This is a genomic window from Gordonia sp. (in: high G+C Gram-positive bacteria) (genome assembly GCF_020438995.1).
Lineage (GTDB): Bacteria > Actinomycetota > Actinomycetes > Mycobacteriales > Mycobacteriaceae > Gordonia.
In genome coordinates this window covers 1-16,598 of the sequence record NZ_JAGQTN010000121.1, presented here as the reverse complement: position 1 = coordinate 16,598, position 16,598 = coordinate 1, and the positions used below count along the sequence as shown (strand labels likewise).

At 61.1% G+C, this 16,598-nt stretch carries 15 protein-coding genes and 2 pseudogenes; 7 read left to right on the top strand and 10 right to left on the bottom strand.

Going from position 1 to position 16,598, the window contains the following annotated elements; genetic code table 11:
• The first annotated feature begins 2 nt into the window (after positions 1-2).
• The 3 genes and pseudogenes from KDB67_RS09395 to KDB67_RS09385 all read left to right on the top strand — a co-directional run bounded on the left by KDB67_RS09395 (position 3) and on the right by KDB67_RS09385 (position 2,546).
• On the top strand, positions 3-548 hold the full coding sequence (locus tag KDB67_RS09395; protein WP_291015171.1) for a hypothetical protein: 546 nt from the start codon (positions 3-5) through the stop codon (positions 546-548).
• A 393-nt stretch (positions 549-941) separates the two neighbouring features.
• Positions 942-2,087, top strand: a pseudogene (locus tag KDB67_RS09390) (IS3 family transposase).
• Between the two features lie 234 nt (positions 2,088-2,321).
• Complete coding sequence (locus tag KDB67_RS09385) at positions 2,322-2,546, top strand: hypothetical protein (protein ID WP_291015168.1); 225 nt, start codon at positions 2,322-2,324, stop codon at positions 2,544-2,546.
• Between the two features lie 352 nt (positions 2,547-2,898).
• Here KDB67_RS09385 and KDB67_RS22375 read toward each other — a convergent pair whose 3' ends face one another.
• Complete coding sequence (locus tag KDB67_RS22375; protein WP_324384037.1) at positions 2,899-3,192, bottom strand: helix-turn-helix domain-containing protein; 294 nt, start codon at positions 3,190-3,192, stop codon at positions 2,899-2,901.
• A gap of 579 nt (positions 3,193-3,771) precedes the next feature.
• Between KDB67_RS22375 and KDB67_RS09375 the strand changes: the two genes are divergently transcribed.
• The gene (locus KDB67_RS09375; protein WP_291015162.1) at positions 3,772-4,317 is read left to right on the top strand and encodes a hypothetical protein; all 546 of its coding nucleotides are present in this window, start codon (positions 3,772-3,774) and stop codon (positions 4,315-4,317) included.
• A 429-nt stretch (positions 4,318-4,746) separates the two neighbouring features.
• Complete coding sequence (locus tag KDB67_RS09370) at positions 4,747-5,412, top strand: hypothetical protein (RefSeq protein ID WP_291015160.1); 666 nt, start codon at positions 4,747-4,749, stop codon at positions 5,410-5,412.
• An 814-nt stretch (positions 5,413-6,226) separates the two neighbouring features.
• Here KDB67_RS09370 and KDB67_RS09365 read toward each other — a convergent pair.
• From KDB67_RS09365 to KDB67_RS09340, 6 genes are all read right to left on the bottom strand, one after another.
• Complete coding sequence (locus KDB67_RS09365) at positions 6,227-7,723, bottom strand: RNA-directed DNA polymerase (RefSeq protein WP_291015158.1); 1,497 nt, start codon at positions 7,721-7,723, stop codon at positions 6,227-6,229.
• Between the two features lie 35 nt (positions 7,724-7,758).
• Positions 7,759-8,922: a restriction endonuclease subunit S gene (locus KDB67_RS09360; protein ID WP_291015156.1), complete on the bottom strand. Its 1,164-nt coding sequence runs from the start codon at positions 8,920-8,922 to the stop codon at positions 7,759-7,761.
• Entirely contained in the window at positions 8,907-10,370 is a 1,464-nt protein-coding gene (locus KDB67_RS09355) for a class I SAM-dependent DNA methyltransferase (RefSeq protein WP_291015154.1), read from the bottom strand. The genes KDB67_RS09360 and KDB67_RS09355 overlap by 16 nt, the downstream gene beginning before the upstream one ends.
• 143 nt (positions 10,371-10,513) lie before the next feature.
• The gene (locus KDB67_RS09350) at positions 10,514-10,933 is read right to left on the bottom strand and encodes a type II toxin-antitoxin system VapC family toxin (protein WP_291015153.1); all 420 of its coding nucleotides are present in this window, start codon (positions 10,931-10,933) and stop codon (positions 10,514-10,516) included.
• Positions 10,933-11,160: an antitoxin gene (locus tag KDB67_RS09345; protein ID WP_291015152.1), complete on the bottom strand. Its 228-nt coding sequence runs from the start codon at positions 11,158-11,160 to the stop codon at positions 10,933-10,935. Before KDB67_RS09345 ends, KDB67_RS09350 begins: the two co-directional genes overlap by 1 nt.
• A gap of 332 nt (positions 11,161-11,492) precedes the next feature.
• Positions 11,493-12,251, bottom strand: coding sequence for a PIG-L family deacetylase (locus tag KDB67_RS09340; RefSeq protein WP_291015150.1), 759 nt, complete (start codon positions 12,249-12,251; stop codon positions 11,493-11,495).
• Positions 12,252-12,405: 154 nt separating this feature from the next.
• On the opposite strand from KDB67_RS09340, the gene htpG reads away from it, so the two are divergent.
• On the top strand, positions 12,406-14,361 hold the full coding sequence (htpG, locus tag KDB67_RS09335; RefSeq protein ID WP_291015149.1) for a molecular chaperone HtpG: 1,956 nt from the start codon (positions 12,406-12,408) through the stop codon (positions 14,359-14,361).
• Positions 14,362-14,473: 112 nt separating this feature from the next.
• Here the strand turns inward: htpG and KDB67_RS09330 are convergent, their stop codons facing one another.
• Positions 14,474-14,893, bottom strand: coding sequence for a hypothetical protein (locus tag KDB67_RS09330; RefSeq protein ID WP_291015147.1), 420 nt, complete (start codon positions 14,891-14,893; stop codon positions 14,474-14,476).
• Positions 14,894-14,995: 102 nt separating this feature from the next.
• Between KDB67_RS09330 and KDB67_RS09325 the strand changes: the two genes are divergently transcribed.
• Positions 14,996-15,463, top strand: a complete 468-nt coding sequence (locus KDB67_RS09325; RefSeq protein ID WP_291015145.1) for a nitroreductase family deazaflavin-dependent oxidoreductase — start codon at positions 14,996-14,998, stop codon at positions 15,461-15,463.
• Between the two features lie 45 nt (positions 15,464-15,508).
• On the opposite strand, the gene KDB67_RS09320 is transcribed toward KDB67_RS09325, so the two are convergent.
• Together KDB67_RS09320 and KDB67_RS09315 are read right to left on the bottom strand one after the other, a co-directional pair.
• The gene (locus KDB67_RS09320; protein ID WP_291015143.1) at positions 15,509-16,336 is read right to left on the bottom strand and encodes a crotonase/enoyl-CoA hydratase family protein; all 828 of its coding nucleotides are present in this window, start codon (positions 16,334-16,336) and stop codon (positions 15,509-15,511) included.
• A gap of 43 nt (positions 16,337-16,379) precedes the next feature.
• Positions 16,380-16,598, bottom strand: a pseudogene (locus KDB67_RS09315) (diacylglycerol kinase); the annotation flags it as partial.

The window sequence follows — 16,598 nt, the reverse complement described above, 5'->3', positions numbered from 1 at the left end:
GGATGGTGATCGTCTTCCCGGATAACACTGCCCTCATCAACTTCGCAGTCATCGGTCGGATGGACCTACTTGAGAGACTGGTCGGGCGCAACGGAAGCTGGTGTCGGACCGTGTCGGAGGAGTGCGACGATTGGTCACGCAAGCCGAATCTTGCGGATATGCGGCGAGCGCACGATATCTTCGGTGAGCCACTCACGCCGGAGAATCCGCGTGAACATGCGACAGTGCTGCGGTATCGGGACATGCTTCGAACACCGGGGCAGCCACGAACTCAGAACCTGGGGGAGGCTGAGACGCTGGCCATCATTGAATGCCGAAACATTCGCGCGCTGTTCGTCACCGACGATCAGTCCGTCGGTCGGGTGGCGCCACCTGGCAGTCCGAAGGTCGTAGGAACGTGGGAATTGCTCAGAGCATCTCATCGGCGTGAGTGCGTGACAGCAGACGAGCTGTGGGACTACTCGCGCCGCCTGCATGAAGCAGAGCGGCATACACCACCGACCGGCCCATTCGACCGCGGTGCATTCAATTCCTGGCTGCGAGGCTGACGTACTGCGGCGACGATGGGGCGTCCGTGGGGCAGTTGCCCCGAACCAGCTCACCTTCATTCGAATCGACACGCCATGAGGAGAGTGCCAACAATTGATGCTTCTCAAGTTCCAAAGTAGATCAACTGGCAGTCGAGGCACGTGCTCGCGAGTCTCTGACTCACGGCGAGAGCGGTGTCACATCAGCAGGTTTCAGTCGTTGTTAGCGATCCCCACACCTCATAGCTGGCGGTGTGGGGGCTCCCTGACATGTTGGAGGGCGAGAGTGAGGTCCCGGAGACTCGGTCGAGCGTAGAATCGACTTGTGACTGTGGCATGCCTCCCGTGAACCGGTCCGGGGTGTTTTAGAGTCCTGATTGCCCTGATGAGGGCACAGAAGGGACGATGAAGGACATGGCAGGACGCAAACGCCACACGGCCGAGGACATCGTGCGCAAGCTGCGGCGCGCCGATGAGCTCGCGGCCGAGGGTAAGACCGGTGAGCAGATCGCGAACGAGTTGGAGGTGTCGGCGGCCACCTTGTACAACTGGCGCCGCACCTACGGCGGCATGGACACCGACGCCGCCAAAGAGCTCAAGGAGTTGCGCGAGCAGAACGGGCGCCTCAAGCGGCTGCTGGCTGATGCGGAGTTGGAGAAGGACGCGTTGCGGGAGATCGTCAAGGGAAAATTCTAGGCCCGGCCGCCAAACGCGCCGCCATCGACATACTCAAAGAGGTGAAGGGTATGTCAGAGCGTATGGCGTGCAAGGTGGTTGGGCTTTCCCGCTCAGCGTATCGACGCCTTCCGCAAGCACAGACCCCCGCTGATCCGGATGCGGATCTGCGCTCTGATCTGCGCACGTATGCCGACAAGAATCCCCGGCATGGGTCCCGGCGGGCGTGGGCGCATCTGCGGTTCGACAAGGGTATGACGATCAACAAGTAGAAGGTGCACCGACTGTGGAAGGAGGAAGGGTTGCAGGTTCACCGGGCGCCGCGGCGCAAACGTGCCGGGCAGTCCTCGGTCCCGGTGATCGAGGCGGATGCTCCGAATGTGGTGTGGGCTTTGGATTTTCAGTTCGATGCCACTGTTGGTGGGCGTAAGATCAAGATTGCGTCGATGGTTGATGAGCACACGCGGGTCTCGTTGCTGGACATCGTGGATACCTCGATCCCAGCTGAGCGGCTCGTTGCCGAGCTCGAGCAGGTGTTTGCGGCCGTCGGCGGAGCGCCGAAGGTGTTGCGGATGGACAGTGGACCGGAGTTCATATCGCATGCGTTGCAACAGTTTTGCGACGGGAAGGTAGGTATCAGCTACATCCCGCCGGGCACGCCATGGAACAACGGGTTCGTCGAATCGTTCGGGCAGTCGTCTTCGGGATGAGTGTTTGAACCGCAACTGCTGGACCAGTGTGTTGGAGGCCCGGGTGGTGATCGGGGATTTCAAGGACGATCACAACCGTCGGCATCGGCACTCGGCGTTGGGTTACAAGACCCCGGCCGAGTACGCTGCCGGATGCACCTGCACCCACCACCCGGTGGTGTGTGAGATCGCGTGAGCGATCACCTGTAGGAACTGGCTCTACAACGGCCTGGACCGACTATCGGGGACCTGCCAGGACGAAGTCTGCAGCACGGGAATGGTGTCGGATTCGGGCTTGTGGAAGGCGAACGCCACGCCTACGGCCGCCGGCGGTAGCCCTCGGTGCGAGTGACGTGGTTTTCGAGACGAAGGGGCGTGGAACTGGCAGGACTTGGCGGCCGACCTCGTAGCAATCACAAGGTTACGGTGAATGAGCAGCAGCTCGTATCGTCTCGACGGCGTCGAGCATCCCGTATCGTCGTCCGAGTACATCGAGTACATACTCGAAGGTTTCCGGAGGATTGGTGCGGCGTCTGATCATCGTCTGCAGCGCACGAACCGCAGCGTCAGGCGACACCGCGACAATGTCGGCGACGAACAGGGCAGGTCTGACAACGCGGATCCGATCGGGTACTTTCCCTCGGGGAAGATCTGAGATGTTGTCGGACACGATGGCTTCTGCACCACCGACAACCGCTGCTGCCACAAGGTGCTCATCGTCTGGGTCCGGCAGCCCGAACGAGCCGTCCAGCACCCGGAGACACAGGCGTCACTGAATGCGGCTGCCATCTGCTCGACAAGGTGCGCTGCGCGCGCCGCGGCATCGCCAGGATCGATGCCGCGGTCAACGAGTTTGAGCGTCTCGTGAAACTCGAGTTCTTCCAGGACGGCATCTGACCATACGGGGCGGTATAGACTCTCGGCTGCGAGCGAGAGAAGAAGGTCTCGTTGCAAGCTTGGCCACAGGACACAGGTATCGAGTACGGCTACAAACATGGCTGATCGTGTCAGCCGACCTTCTTCGACGTCTTGCGACGTGCCGCGACGGCCTTACGGACCTCACGCAACTGCTTGCGGACGACCGCTGGGTCGTCTTCGGCGTCGATGGCCACCGATGTCGCGGCGATGGCATCGTACTGCTGTGTCCGGCGAGCATCCCGGTAGGCGAGCACATCATCGAGCAGCAGCCGATGCCGATTGCCGACCCGCTCAGCATTGATATGTCCGTCGTTGATCAATCGGACGATGGTCGGCCGACTCACACCGAGCAGGTCGGCGGCCTGCTGCGTCGTGAGAGTCATGCTCTGCGGCGCCACGGTGACAGCTCGACCCTGTGACATTGCCTCGACCACCCGCTTGAGAACCTGGTGAAGGTTCCCGGGAAGCTCGATTCGATCGTGCCCGTCGTCCCCGACCAGGGCATACGAAGACGAGGCGGTCATCCCCGCTGAACGTTCATGGGTCTGTAGGAAACTCAGCACTGGCGCGAGCTGATCAACATGCTCGGGCAGGAACGTCTCAGACGAGAGCTGAGATTGCGTTGTCATGCCGGACCACCTCTCTGAACGAACAAAACGAAAACTATTTCGATACGTTCGAATATTTCAGATTGCGGCGAAGAAGTCCACTACAGCGGTGCATGAACTGTCGATACGAGCACCTTCGCGCGCATGGGGGGTCAGGCTACGAGGATGGCGAGTCATTTGGCGGGCGACGATACGGGACCACCGAAACGGACTGACCTGGCTATCGCTGTTGTCGCCAGCCGTGATGCCGATATTGTGGACAACTGCGCAGTCGCCCACATTTCGGTGCGGTCCTATGCAGTTCGCCCGGACGGGCTATTTGTGGAGGTTGCCCGGCTGAAATAGTGTCGGGCGGTGGCCAACTACTCCTTCGGCGACCAGCATCAGGCTCCGGGCTTCGTCGAACCGCCGAGCCGAGAATCCGACGGCCGGCGAAAGTCGTGGATACGGCTCATCGTCGGAGCCTTCGCAATCCTGCTCGTCGGGGTGGCCTCCGGAGCGCTGATCGGCGGCCAGACCGGGGACGACGGCGGGACCCGGCAGGCAGCCCAGGCGATGACCGTAACGGTCACTCAGACCGTGCACGAGACCGAAGCCGTCGAAACAACCAAGCGGGTGACCGAGACCGTCACCGCCACGCCGACCACAACGGAAGACGAGGATTCGGGCGACACCTTCGGTGACGGCACCTGGATGGTTGGCGAGGACATCAAGGCCGGAACTTACCGGACCAAAGGTGATCCTGATGGCTGCTACTGGGCTCGGCTCAGCGGAACCAGTGGCGAGTTCACCGATCTCATCGCGAACGGCAACCCCACGGGACCGACGACCGTCACCATCAGCGCAACTGACGTTGCGTTCGAGACGCGTGGATGTGCTGCCTGGCGGCCGGTCTCGTAGTTAGCGGACCTGCCATCGACGTCCGCTCCTCCCGTGGTCTGGCGCAGGTCAAATGGAAGAGCGGGGCCACACGTCTCCCAGACGTTCAGAACCTTGTGGGCGCACACGGCACTGGCTCAGACGAGCTCGTCTTCTTCAGCGCGTCCGGCTGCAGCACGCAAGCTCTGGACTACGCCGACGAGGTGGGCGTGGCACTGTTCACGTACGACCCAGCGGGCGCGGCGGAGGCCGCGAACCCCGAGGCGAAGCGTATGTTGGAGCGAGCGCGCCCACGACGGGGACGAGATCGTGGACTGGGTGTTCGTGCTGGTGCTCGGAGGTCCTACTGTGTGGCTGTGGGTCGGAGCATCGTTCCTAAAAGTCTGACCGAAAGCTACGTCTGAGAGTAGAGTTTCGTGACACAAGACCCATAGCTGAGGGGAACACATCATGCCGACCGTTTCGTACAAGATCCGCAAGGACGACACTGAAGGTGAAGCCAGGTTGCAGGCAGCCGGGTGGACAGAAACTGATCTGGTTCGTGACGGTGAAGACGATTACGTGATCTATCTGCTCGAGTTTGAATCTTGGGCGGATGCCGCGGCCACGGTGGCAGCTATTCCAGACGCAGCGATTCTAGTGGATTCGAGCAAACGACCGCTACCACGAGACGGCCTCCAGGCTTTCATGACGCAGGAGCCGCACAGTGCTGTTAGCACGCTCTCTTCCGTCTTTGAGAAGATTCCAGAGTCGGATGCGAAGATCCGTCGCAGATACTTACGAGCCGTTGCCTTGATGGCGGAGAAGCTAGTTGAGCAGGCGGAGGCTTGGAAGAAGCTAGCGTTTTTTGCCGCCGGGCTTTCGGTAGCGTTACTCGTATTTTCAGGTTTCGTGATCCGGGACGTGGCCGGGAAGGTGCAGGCGAGTGCAAGTGTTGGCTATCAGCTAATTGGAGTCATCTTTGCGCTCACGGTATTTGTCGCTTCTCCGGGCGTACTGTTTCTCTTAGGGCGTCCACTCAAGGGGGTTGATGAGTGGACACCTGACGGCGTTATGAAGAGCGAAAAGGGTGGTAAGGGTGACGATGTTGACAAGGCGGACGAAGAGAAGAAGTAGGATAGACAACCCCCCGACGTGATTTCTGGCGGTAGTTAAAAAGAGCGGGCAGTGCCGTACCGTGGTAGCAACAGCGCAGTCGTCGGCTTGCCCGACCAGGGTGTCGGTCCGTTCAGCTGGTCGGTGCCTCATCAAATCTACAGCTCTTGCCAGTCAGTTGACGGGCTCGGTGTCGCCATTGATGGCTAAATAGTGATCCATTGTGACCCGCGATACGAACACTGGTGGCAGAACTACGAACGCTTCACACGTTGGTCAATCCAGTCAATGAATTCGACTGCTATACATGCGCACTTCCTTACGTCCTCGGCGCTTCCAGATATCAGTCCATCCGTCACAGTGAGGCCTGAGCGCTTAATGTTTGCCCGGACCTCTTGATTCTGGAGCTGGCGCTTTGTCAGTTTCCCTTGGCCGTGTGCCCACGCATTCCTTGCCTCGACGAAACCCATCCACTCCTTCCATGAATCGGTGCTGCCATATTCCGGATCCAACCAGATTTTAATGAACTCCAGCCTTCCCTTCCATGTGCTCTCGAGGGGCTTTCGAACAGATTCTCGAACGATCTTCGGTATCGGTTCTACACACATCGACGAAACAGTTTCGGCGTGATCAATGAACGATTCGGCAGCGAAGGCTTCTACGTAACTGGCGATCTCACATATTGCGGACAGTACTGCTCTCGAAGGTTCATTGCCAGTTTGCTGCCAATCTGCAATATTTGAAGTAGTCCTCTGTGTCCTATCGTAAGCTGCCAATGCCAGCCAAACGAATTCGCACACATCCTCGGCGTACTGCGATCTTACGCCACTTTCATTCATAACGACTGGGCCCATTTCCGCACTATGGCATCGAACTGGTCCCCACTGTCATTGTTTTCTTTGTTCGTGTTTCTGAGTTTTCCGAGTGTCGCAGCTGTATACTGCTGGCTGTAAGGCCCTTGTTTAGAGTTGAGGCGTATCCAGTCCTCCTTGGTTAGGGCTCCGTTAATTGCCAATGCCCAGGTGGCATGGGAGGAAACGACCGCATCGTTGTGCCATGTTAGAGTCCTAATCCAGTCCCTCACCTCTGGATTTATATCGTCAGATCCCCAGGGAAGTGAAGCGTGTTCGCTCGCAGGGTTGCTCAGTCCGTGGCACAGCCACAATGATGTCCATTTACTCAGGGATGCGTTCTTTATGATCTGAATTACCGTGTTATCGACTGCTTTTGCGTGTGTTTCCGACATCACATAGAGGTAGTCAGCGACTTGGTGTGCCATCTGAGGTTCCATTAGTAGAAGGTCGGAGATATAGACCAGTGCTGCGGGGTCTTTAGCTATGGTGACGACAGCCAGTGCGAGTCCCAGATCGAGTCGGACGGGCTGTGGTATTTGATCATTGTCGCGGTTGTGCGCAATGTCTTTGGCCCACGCATCCATCTCGTCCAAAGCGACCCCGCAGAACACGGATATATCTGCCGGTTCATGCACCTCGAAGCTGTAGAAGTCGACTGTTGTCAATTCTTCCCGCTTCTGTTCCCATGCTTCGGTGAGGAAAGCGTGCTGTCGACCTCGACTTTCTACGTATCTGTCTCTACTCATGACGTATGTCTTGCGCTCGTTGACGAATAGCCCCATCGATCGAACCTCTTCATCGAAGATCTCGAGTGAGTTGATCGCATTCTGATAGCTAGACGCACCAATGCGGAAGTCGTCGGAGTATCTCCAGACGGATAGGCCGCGGCGGCGTAATCTGCGTAAGAGCGTATCTGCGTAAGTGTCAGCGAGCCTATCGCTAACCGTACTTCCTTGAGGGAGACCACCTACGTCAGGAGAGATTCCGTGTAGAAAGTCATTTAACCAGTTGATAGTCGACCACTCGCCGGTCCTGGATAGAAGAACGCGGGAAAGTCTATCAATTTGAATTGAGGAGTAGAAGTTTGCGAGATCTGTGACAATTACGAAGTCGTCGCCATTTTCGACTGGCGCGCTAGTGAACGACGAGAAGTCGCCTTTTCCTCGCTCTTTGGCGAGTCCTGCGTCAAGGAGTCTAGCAGCTGATCGATAGAGGACGCGCTCTGGCAGCGGTATCGCGGCTACGGGCCGCCGTCCGTGACGCCATTTGCTGGCCGCGAGTACTGGTGCAGCCTCAGTGCCCACGTTACCCTCTTTGGCTCGGGTATCAATGATCTGAGCAACCTCGTCGAGATGGTTCTCGGCGGCCAGATCGCCGACTTGGACGGGCAGGAGGTCTCGCTGTGCGCTGGAGATTTCGGTTTCGAGTGCCGCACGGACGTCCATCCGTTCGAGGAGACTGGGATCAGCTTTACGCATGCGTCTACCGTAGTGCATCGGGTAGCCATGTCTGACTACAGGGCTCCACGGAAGGCGCGGGATTGGAGTGATATGAAGAGATCGTTGTCGGCTTCCAAAACATGCTCAGTCTCTATCCGTTGATAGTGGATTGATTCCAGTATAGATTGGAAGGATTTGCGAACTGATGCCGGAAACTGCGCGATCGCTATTCTTTGCATCTCGGTTGCGTTGATGTTGGCCTGGTTTACTGCAGTTTTCGCTAATTTCTTCCGGACTGCTTTCCCGTGTGGGCTCCTCAGATACGCCGACACAAACTCGGCAGATGCGGAGTCGTCGAAGCGAACTCTGACGAGGTACCCCGCCAGGGCAAGCGGCTCGTCCGTCCGAATCACCGCGGCTTTGCCGACTTTCTCCTTGCTATTGGTTCGGTTGAACACCATGTCACCACGCCTCACGGTGTACTTGGGGATCTCTGCAGGTGTGAGGTCGATGTACTTCAGATCGGAGAGGTCGAGGTGGCCGTCATCGGTGACATTACCCATACGAAGAATCGGCCATTCACCGGTGTCGCCCGCCTTGCCGGACGTTCCGTAATCGACGTTTGTGGCAAGTTCACCGATCGTTCCCATCGACCAGTGGGTCGGCCATAGCTGGGGAGGTCCGAACGTTTCGAGGAAAGTCGCATCGGCCAGCGAGTCGAGGTGGGTGAGGACTTGGCGGCGTTTGGTGCGGAGGGTGTCGGCGTGGTCGAGGATTGTGGCGATGCGGCGTTGTTCGGGGAGGGAAGGAAGGGGGATCGGCCACGCCTTGAGATCTGCTTGGCCGATATTCATTTGCGTTCCGCCGCGGCCCAAGGCTTGCAGCCTTGGGCGCTGGGCAAGTAAGTAATGGAACAGATAACGTCGGTCAACTAGGTCTTCCCGGGGCTTCGCGAAGGCGATTGCTTGAGACGTTGCCATCTCGGTCGCGGCAATACCGAGTTTGCCGATTGAGCCGTACATTGCGACGAGGAGTGTTCCGGGTGGAACGATCTTGGCTGCGCTGTTGGCAATCCCGTCGGCAGTGAGCGACTCTTTGGCACTCGTGACGATGCCATCGTTCAAGTCTGCGATCGACAGCCACGGTGTCCCGTCGCCGAAGTATTCGGGGATACTTCGTTTTGGCGTGCCGCCACTGCCCCACTGAGCGACATCTCCAAGTGTTACCTCTGTCGACACAGCATCGCTTTCAGCTCGGCGATGCCCTGTGTGATTTCGGCATCTAACTTTTCGATGTCGGCGATGATGTCCAACGGTGGGCGGTGCTCAACTTCGTCGTATTCGATCTCTTTGTAGCGGTTGAGGGACAGGTCGTAGCCCTGGGCGATGATGCCGGCTTTGGGGACGAGGAAGGATTGGGCGGTGCGGGGGCGGTCGGCCTCGGCGTTGAGGTTGTTCCAGCGGGTGAGGACGTCGGGGAGGTCGTTGGCGTCGACGGGGTTGCGTTTGTCGTCGAGGGAGAAGCCGTCGGCTTGGACGTCGTAGAACCAGACGTTGTCGGTGCCGCCGGAGTTGGTTTTCGTGAAGAACAGGATGGCGGTGGAGACGCCGGCGTAGGGGCGGAAGACGCCGGAGGGGAGTTTGACGACGGCGTCGAGTTTCTGGTCGTCGACGATGATCTGCCGAAGAGTCTTGTGCGCCTTTGAAGATCCGAACAGGACACCGTCGGGGACGATGACCGCGGCCCGGCCGGCCGGCTTGAGGAGTTTGAGGAACAGGGCCAGGAACAGGAGTTCGGTCTTCTTCGTTTTTACGACGCGTTGGAGGTCTTTGCTGGTGGCTTCGTAGTCGAGGGAGCCGGCGAACGGGGGATTGGCGAGGATCAGGGTGTACTTCTCGGCGTCGTCGCTGGCGCCTTCGGAGAGGGAGTCGCGGTAGCGGATGTCGGGGGACTCGATGCCGTGCTGGAGCATGTTCATCGAACCGATCCGCAGCATCGTCGAATCGAAGTCGTAGCCGTGGAACATCGAATTGTGGAAATGGTTGCGCTGCTTGGCATCGAGAAGGGCGTCGGTGTGGGTGTCGCGGATGTACTCGCTCGCCGCGACCAGGAAGCCCGCGGTGCCGCATGCCGGGTCGCAGATCTCGTCGGCCGGGCCGGGCGCGGTCATCTGCACCATCAGGTCGATGATGTGGCGGGGAGTGCGGAATTGGCCATTCACGCCGGCGGCGGCGATCTTCGACAGCAGGTACTCGTACAGGTCTCCGTTGGTGTCGCGGTCGGCCATCGGGATGTCGTCGAGCATGTCGACGACCTTCGACAGCAAGGCCGGGGTGGGGATGGTGAAGCGGGCATCACGCATGTGGTCGCTGTAGGTGGTGCCGTCACCGAGCGACCGCAGGAGTGGGAAGACGTGGTTGGCGACGGTGTGGTGCATGACCTCGGGAGAGGCATTCTTGAACTGGGACCACCGCAGGTGGGTTTGGTCTGGGTCGAAGACCGGGTTCTCGAGGGGTTTGCCGGTGATGTTCGCTTTGCGTTCGGCGAGCGTCTGGACATCGTCGAGGCGGCGGATGAACAGCAGGTAGGTGAGTTGTTCGATGACTTCGAGGGGGTTGGAGATGCCGCCGGACCAGAAGGCGTCCCAGATGCGGTCGATCTTGCTTTTGAGCTCACCGGTGATCACCCGGACAACTCTAATGGACACCACCGACACCGCCGGTCTCAGAGCCAACACATCGACCACTCCCGCGACCGAAACTTCGTCCCGCTCTTCCGATATCGCGACATCCGAAGAGCGGGACGAAGTTTTGGTCGCGGGAAGGCTGGTCAGGTGGGTGAGTCGAAGGGGTTGATGATTGGGGTGCCGGCACCTTGGAAGTCCGCGACCTTGCGGGTCGCTATCGGGTAGTTTGACACCTTGCAGATAGCAGCGGTCATGGTGTCTTCGACGCCGACGTGGACACCCTTCGATTCTCGCTCTGCGCGAATGGCGGCGTAGTGCTCAGCAGCGGCAGGGCCGAAGCTGAGTAGACGATCACCGGCCTGCGTCACGAGTGCGGTGACCGCCGCATCCAGTGCGTGCCGCCGACGTCCGACGGGAAGCCGGTACACCCCATAGCGAAGCTCCGCGACCGTGAAGGTCGTAATCGCGAGTTCAGGTGCGTGCGCCGCAAGCCAACGGATCACACGGTGATCCGGCTGAGGTCGCAGAGGTTCGGACAGGATGTTGGTGTCAGCAACAATCATCAGGCGAGATCGACGTGACGAGCGGCGGAGCGGTCGGGCAGGGTGAATTCACCACGAAGGCTCTCAGCACTGGCAAGCCATCCCGTGATGAAGTCCTGCTCCGAGGCGACGGCGTTCTGCAAGATGTCACGCACCTCCGCTTCCATGGATCGGTCGTTGCGGGCGGCCCTGGCTTTGAGGGCACGTTGCGTCTCGTCCGGGAGATTGCGAATCGTCAGCGTTGCCATGGTTACCTCCAGCTAGCAACGCTAGCAAGAGTGGGCTCGCCTGTGAACGGGTTAACGCGGTGTCGTTTGGGAGCCTCGGGTCGCCGGACCCTTCGTGACCCTCGCTCCTTCGTCGCTTCGGCCTCAGGGATCAAGATGGTTGGTTCTTCGCTCCTTCGTCGCTTCGGCCTCAGGGATCAAGATGGTTGGTTCTTCGCTCCTTCGTCGCTTCGGCCTCAGGGATCAAGATGGTTGGTCCTTTGCTCGTTTTTTGCTTCGGTTTCGGGGATCGAGACGGTTGGTCGCTCTGGTCGTGGGGATCGAGAAGGTGCTCGATGTGGTGGTGTATCTCGTCAGAGGAGGTCGATGCCGCCGGGGGTGAGGTCGCGGCGGCGATAGCATTCGGTGGCCAGGAGGGTGCGGCGGATCTCGGGGGGCAGAGTCATCAGGGCTTTCATGGCGAGGCTGCGGTCCATCTCCGTGTGGTGGGCGCTGATCGCGGACTCCTTGCGGTCGACGATCGCGGCGGACTCGATGTCGACGCGGAGATCGACCTCGTGGTCCGGGGTGCCCTGTAGCCGTTCTACCGGCATGTCGTCGAAGACGTGCTCCCAGAGGATGTCGATCATCCATGCCGTGGCAGTGACCTCGTAGATGGACTTGACCTGCCACGGATCGCCCAGGCGTCGATAGATGTTGGGGACTGCGGCGGCGCGGGCGGCGGCGTCGGCGAGGCGGTGGGTGTGGATGTGGTCCTGATGGCCGTACACACCGATCGGGTCGTAGGTGACCACTGCGTCCGGGCGCAGCCGGCGGATGTGCTCGACCATCACCCGGACCTGCGAATCGAAGCGGGCCTCACAGAAGCGGGGCGCGCCCGGCGCCGACTCGGGGATCCTGTCGTCGGCATAGCCGAGGGCGATCGGCTCGCGCGGCAGGCCGAGAATCCGGGCCGCGTCCACCACCTCGGCGTGCCGGCTCGTACCGGGCGCCCACGTACATACGATGAGATCGGCGTCCCCACCTGCGGCGATATGCCGCGCGATCGTGCCGCCCGTCCACAACGACTCGTCGTCGGGATGCGCGTGCACGAACAGCAGTCGGGGGGCCACCCAGCCACCATAGAAGGACCGGGCCCGTGCTGACAGGGCCTTCGGCGTCGTGTCGGCACCGCCAAGTAGAATTTCGGCGCGTTCGCGATCGCGAACACGTGGTGAACAGCGTCCCAGAACAGGACGCCAGAGTGAGAACAGCGGAGGTATTTCGGTGAGTGCGCAACCAGAGGTCCACGAGTTTCAGGCGGAGTCCCGTCAGCTGCTCGACCTGATGGTCCATTCGATCTACTCCAACAAGGACAGCTTTCTGCGGGAGCTGATCTCCAACGCATCGGACGCGCTGGACAAGCTGCGCCTGGCATCGTTGCAGGACAAAGACCTCGACGTCGATGCCAGTGACCTGCACATCCAGCTCGTGCCGAACACCGACGACCGGGTGCTGTCCGTCGTCGACAACGGCATCGGCATGAACCGCGACGAAGTGATCGGGCTTATCGGCACCCTCGCGCGCTCCGGCACCGCCGAACTGCGCCGCAAACTCGCCGAAGCCAAGGACTCCGCTGCCTCCGAAGAGCTGATCGGCCAGTTCGGCATCGGTTTCTACTCGACGTTCATGGTCGCCGACAAGGTCACCCTCGTCACCCGCAAAGCCGGCGACACCACCGGCACCCGCTGGGAGTCGACCGGCGACGGCACCTACACCATCGCCGACGTCGATGACGCCCCGCAGGGCACCTCGGTGACACTGCAACTCAAGCCGGTCGACACCGAAGACCACCTGTACGACTACGCCGACCAGCACAAGCTGCGCGCCCTGGTGAAGAAGTACTCCGACTTCATCTCCTGGCCCATCCGCATGGACGTCGAGAAGACCACGACCACCCCGGCCGAGGAGGAGGACGCCGAACCGGTCACAACCACGACCGTCGAGGCCGAAACCCTCAACTCGCGGAAGGCATTGTGGGCCAAGTCCAAGGATGAGGTCAGCGACGAGGAGTACAAGGAGTTCTACCGGCACGTCGCACACGCCTGGGACGACCCGCTCGAAACCATCCCGTTCAAGGCCGAAGGCACCTTCGAATATCAGGCGTTGCTGTTCATCCCGACGCAGGCGCCGTTCGACCTGTTCATGCGCGAACGCACCACCGGGGTGTCGCTGTACGTCAAACGCGTCTTCATCATGGACGACTGCGAAGAGCTGATGCCCGAATACCTGCGGTTCGTCAAAGGTGTGGTGGATGCGGCCGACCTGTCGCTCAACGTCTCCCGCGAGATTCTGCAGCAGGACAGGCAGATCCGTGCCATTCGTCGTCGTCTCACCAAGAAGGTCATCTCGACCGTCGCCGACATCCAGTCGACCCGGCCCGACGACTACAAGACCTTCTGGCAGAACTTCGGCCGTGTGTTCAAGGAAGGCCTCGTCAACGACTTCGACAATCGCGACGCCATCCTCAAGGCGTCGTCATTCGAGTCCACCAATTCTGACGAAGCGCTGACCACACTCGCCGACTATGTGGGCCGCATGGTGAGTGGACAGAAGTCGATCTACTACATGACCGGCGAATCGCGCAAGCAGATCGAGAACTCGCCGCATCTGGAAGCGTTCCGCGCCAAGGGAATCGAAGTTCTGCTGCTCAGCGACCCGGTCGATGAGATGTGGTCGGCGTCGGGAATCGAGTTCGAGGACAAGAGCTTTGTGTCGATCGCCAAGGGTGCGGTGGACCTCGACGAACTCGATGACGCCGACAAGTCAGAATCCGAGGACGCGAAGGCCAAGGACGCAGCCGAATACGGCGATCTGCTGACCTGGCTGGGTGAGGCGCTCAGCGACGACGTCACCGAGGCGCGTATCTCGCACCGGCTCACTGAGTCGGCGGCCTGCCTCGTCGGCGACACCTTCTCGATGTCGCCGCAGCTGGAGAAGCTGTATCGGGCATCAGGTCAGGACGTTCCCAAGACCAAGCGGGCGCTGGAGATCAATCCCGATCACGCGTTGGTCAAGGGGCTCAACGAGGCGTTCGCGGCGTCGGCCGATCACTCCGAACTTGAGCCGACGGCTCAACTGATCTACGGGATGGCGGTGCTTGCCGAGGGCGGTGACCTGCCCGATCCCGCCGGGTTCGCCAAGCTGCTCGCTGCGACGCTCACCGCTGCGATCACGACGTAGGGTACGGCCCGCCGGTTGAGGTGAGACGAGCGCGCTCGTTGCTTGCGCTCGTCACACCCCAACCGGCAGAGCCGGGGCACCTCAACCAGCAGCGGTGGGGCAGGTTCGGGGCTTACCAGCCGCCGACGGCGCGGACTGTGGTGTTGTTGGCGCGGTGGGTGGGGCGGATGTGTACCCCGTGTTCGCGCGCGGCGAGGCTGAGCAGGCGCGCCCACTCGGTGTCGGTGGCGGAGACATCGTCGTCCTCGCCGGGTCTGACGAGGAGGAATGCGACGGAGGTGTCATCCTCGCAGATCTCGGCGATCGTGCGCATCAGCAGATTGATTCCGTGCGGATCGGGGCGGATCGCGAGGTCGACGGTGTTGTGGGCGGGGATCGTCCGATTGTCCGAATCGAGAAATGTGAACCAGAGCGCGGTGTAGGTGAACGTCAGGTCGCCTTTGCGGCGTAGCCAATCATCGCGGAGATCGGCGACCGTGGACAGCGTCCGGGTGAGTTGATGTGGCCGGGCGTGCAGGGTGTTTTGTTCCATGGGCGAATAGTGCGCCGTGCGGCTCGATTGCGCGATCACGGTATCCACAGCCCAGCGGTTGTGGATGACGGAGTTGACGGCGCTGATGGCACACTGTCACGCATGGGAGTACGCAAGCGACTGGCCGTCACGATCGGATCGATCGAATGGATGCCCCGGTATCTGCCGCAGATCGTCAAGTGCGACAGCGCTATTCAGAAGGTAACCGGTCAGCGTTACAGCCTGCTCGACATCGCCGACCTGCCCAACATCACCCTCGATGTGCCCGGGCGTAAGAGTGGCATCGTGCGGCGCACCCGGCTGTTGTCCGCCCCGGACGGTGCCGATCGACTGATCGCCGGATCGTATTTCGGTGCCGCCTCCATGCCGCAATGGGTGTACAACGTGCGTGCCGCCGACACGATCGGTGTCTCGCACGGCGGCAGGCAATGGGATTGTGTGCCAACTGAACTCAGCGGTGACGAACGCGCCCAGGCGTGGCAGGTGCTGCGTTCGGTATGGCCCAACTTCGATCTCTACGAGCAGCGCACGCAGCGGCAGATCCCGGTGTTCAGGCTGCGGCCGCGTTGATAGAGCCCGTCCGTCCGGGAGGTAGGCCCGGACGGACGGATCGGCTCAGTCGCCGATGAAATTCGGCTTGCGCTTTTCGAAGATGGCCGTGATCGCCTCGGACAGGTCGTTGGACGGCAGGAACGCGGCATTCCAGGCGGCGACGAACCGCAGGCTGTCGTCGACCGCGGCGCTGCGTGCCCGGTCGAGGACCTGCTTGATGCCGTGCACCACCAGCGGCGGATTGTCGGCGATCTCGGTCGCGGCCGCGCGGGCGGCGGCGAGGGTGGCCTCCGCGTCGTCGAACACGTCGTTGACCAGGCCGATGCGCTCGGCACGGGCGGCGTCGATGTCGCGGCCGGTCAGTGCCAGTTCACGGAAATGGCCGTCGCCGATGATCGCCGGGATCCGGGCCAGAGTGCCCATGTCGGCGACCATGCCCACCTTGACCTCGCGGATGCTGAACTTGGCGTCGGCCGAGGCGTACCGGAAATCCGCGGCGGTGATGAGGTCGACGCCGCCGCCGATGCACCAGCCCCAGATGGCGGCGATCACGGGTTTGCGGCAGTCCGCCACGGCGTTCACACCCGACTGCATACGCAGGATCATGTCGTGGAAACGGGTGCGCGCGGCGGCCCTGGAGTCAGGGGCCAGGGCAGGGGCCAGATCACCGGCCATGCCGGGCAGGTCGAGGCCGTAGGAGAAGTTCTTGCCCGAACCCGAGAGGACTACCACCCGCACCGCGTCGTCGCGGTCGAGTTCGGCGAACACCGCAGGTAATTCGTTCCAGAAGTCCGGGCCCATCACGTTGCCCTTGCCAGGACCGATGAGGGTGACCTCGGCGATGCCGTCGGCGATGGTGACCGTGAACGCTTTCCACTGATGCTCGCTCATGGCACCTGAGATTACCCCGCGGTAGCGGCCGCGGTCCGCGGGGTCAGACCGGGGCCAGCCCGGGCCCGGTGATCAGCGGCAGATCCAGTGCCGTGAGCACGCCGGGTGCGGCATCGACAACTGCGGGGATGGCGTTGACCACACGTCCGACGCCCGCGACGATCGCCGCGTGGTTGTGGTCGCCGACGCTGCTGGTGGGGCAGATGTCGACGCGGTAGGACGGCTCACCGACGATCTCCACCCGGTACGAGCCACCGTCCTG

What these genes read in the sequence shown, in the direction of transcription:
- KDB67_RS09350 (WP_291015153.1), bottom strand. Translation starts at nt 10,933, where the DNA reads ATGATTGTTGCTGACACCAACATCCTGTCCGAACCTCTGCGACCTCAG.
- KDB67_RS09395 (WP_291015171.1), top strand. Translation starts at nt 3, where the DNA reads ATGGTGATCGTCTTCCCGGATAACACTGCCCTCATCAACTTCGCAGTC.
- KDB67_RS09330 (WP_291015147.1), bottom strand. Translation starts at nt 14,893, where the DNA reads ATGGAACAAAACACCCTGCACGCCCGGCCACATCAACTCACCCGGACG.
- KDB67_RS09320 (WP_291015143.1), bottom strand. Translation starts at nt 16,336, where the DNA reads ATGAGCGAGCATCAGTGGAAAGCGTTCACGGTCACCATCGCCGACGGC.
- KDB67_RS22375 (WP_324384037.1), bottom strand. Translation starts at nt 3,192, where the DNA reads ATGACTCTCACGACGCAGCAGGCCGCCGACCTGCTCGGTGTGAGTCGG.
- KDB67_RS09365 (WP_291015158.1), bottom strand. Translation starts at nt 7,723, where the DNA reads ATGCGTAAAGCTGATCCCAGTCTCCTCGAACGGATGGACGTCCGTGCG.
- KDB67_RS09325 (WP_291015145.1), top strand. Translation starts at nt 14,996, where the DNA reads ATGGGAGTACGCAAGCGACTGGCCGTCACGATCGGATCGATCGAATGG.
- KDB67_RS09385 (WP_291015168.1), top strand. Translation starts at nt 2,322, where the DNA reads ATGAGCAGCAGCTCGTATCGTCTCGACGGCGTCGAGCATCCCGTATCG.
- KDB67_RS09370 (WP_291015160.1), top strand. Translation starts at nt 4,747, where the DNA reads ATGCCGACCGTTTCGTACAAGATCCGCAAGGACGACACTGAAGGTGAA.
- KDB67_RS09345 (WP_291015152.1), bottom strand. Translation starts at nt 11,160, where the DNA reads ATGGCAACGCTGACGATTCGCAATCTCCCGGACGAGACGCAACGTGCC.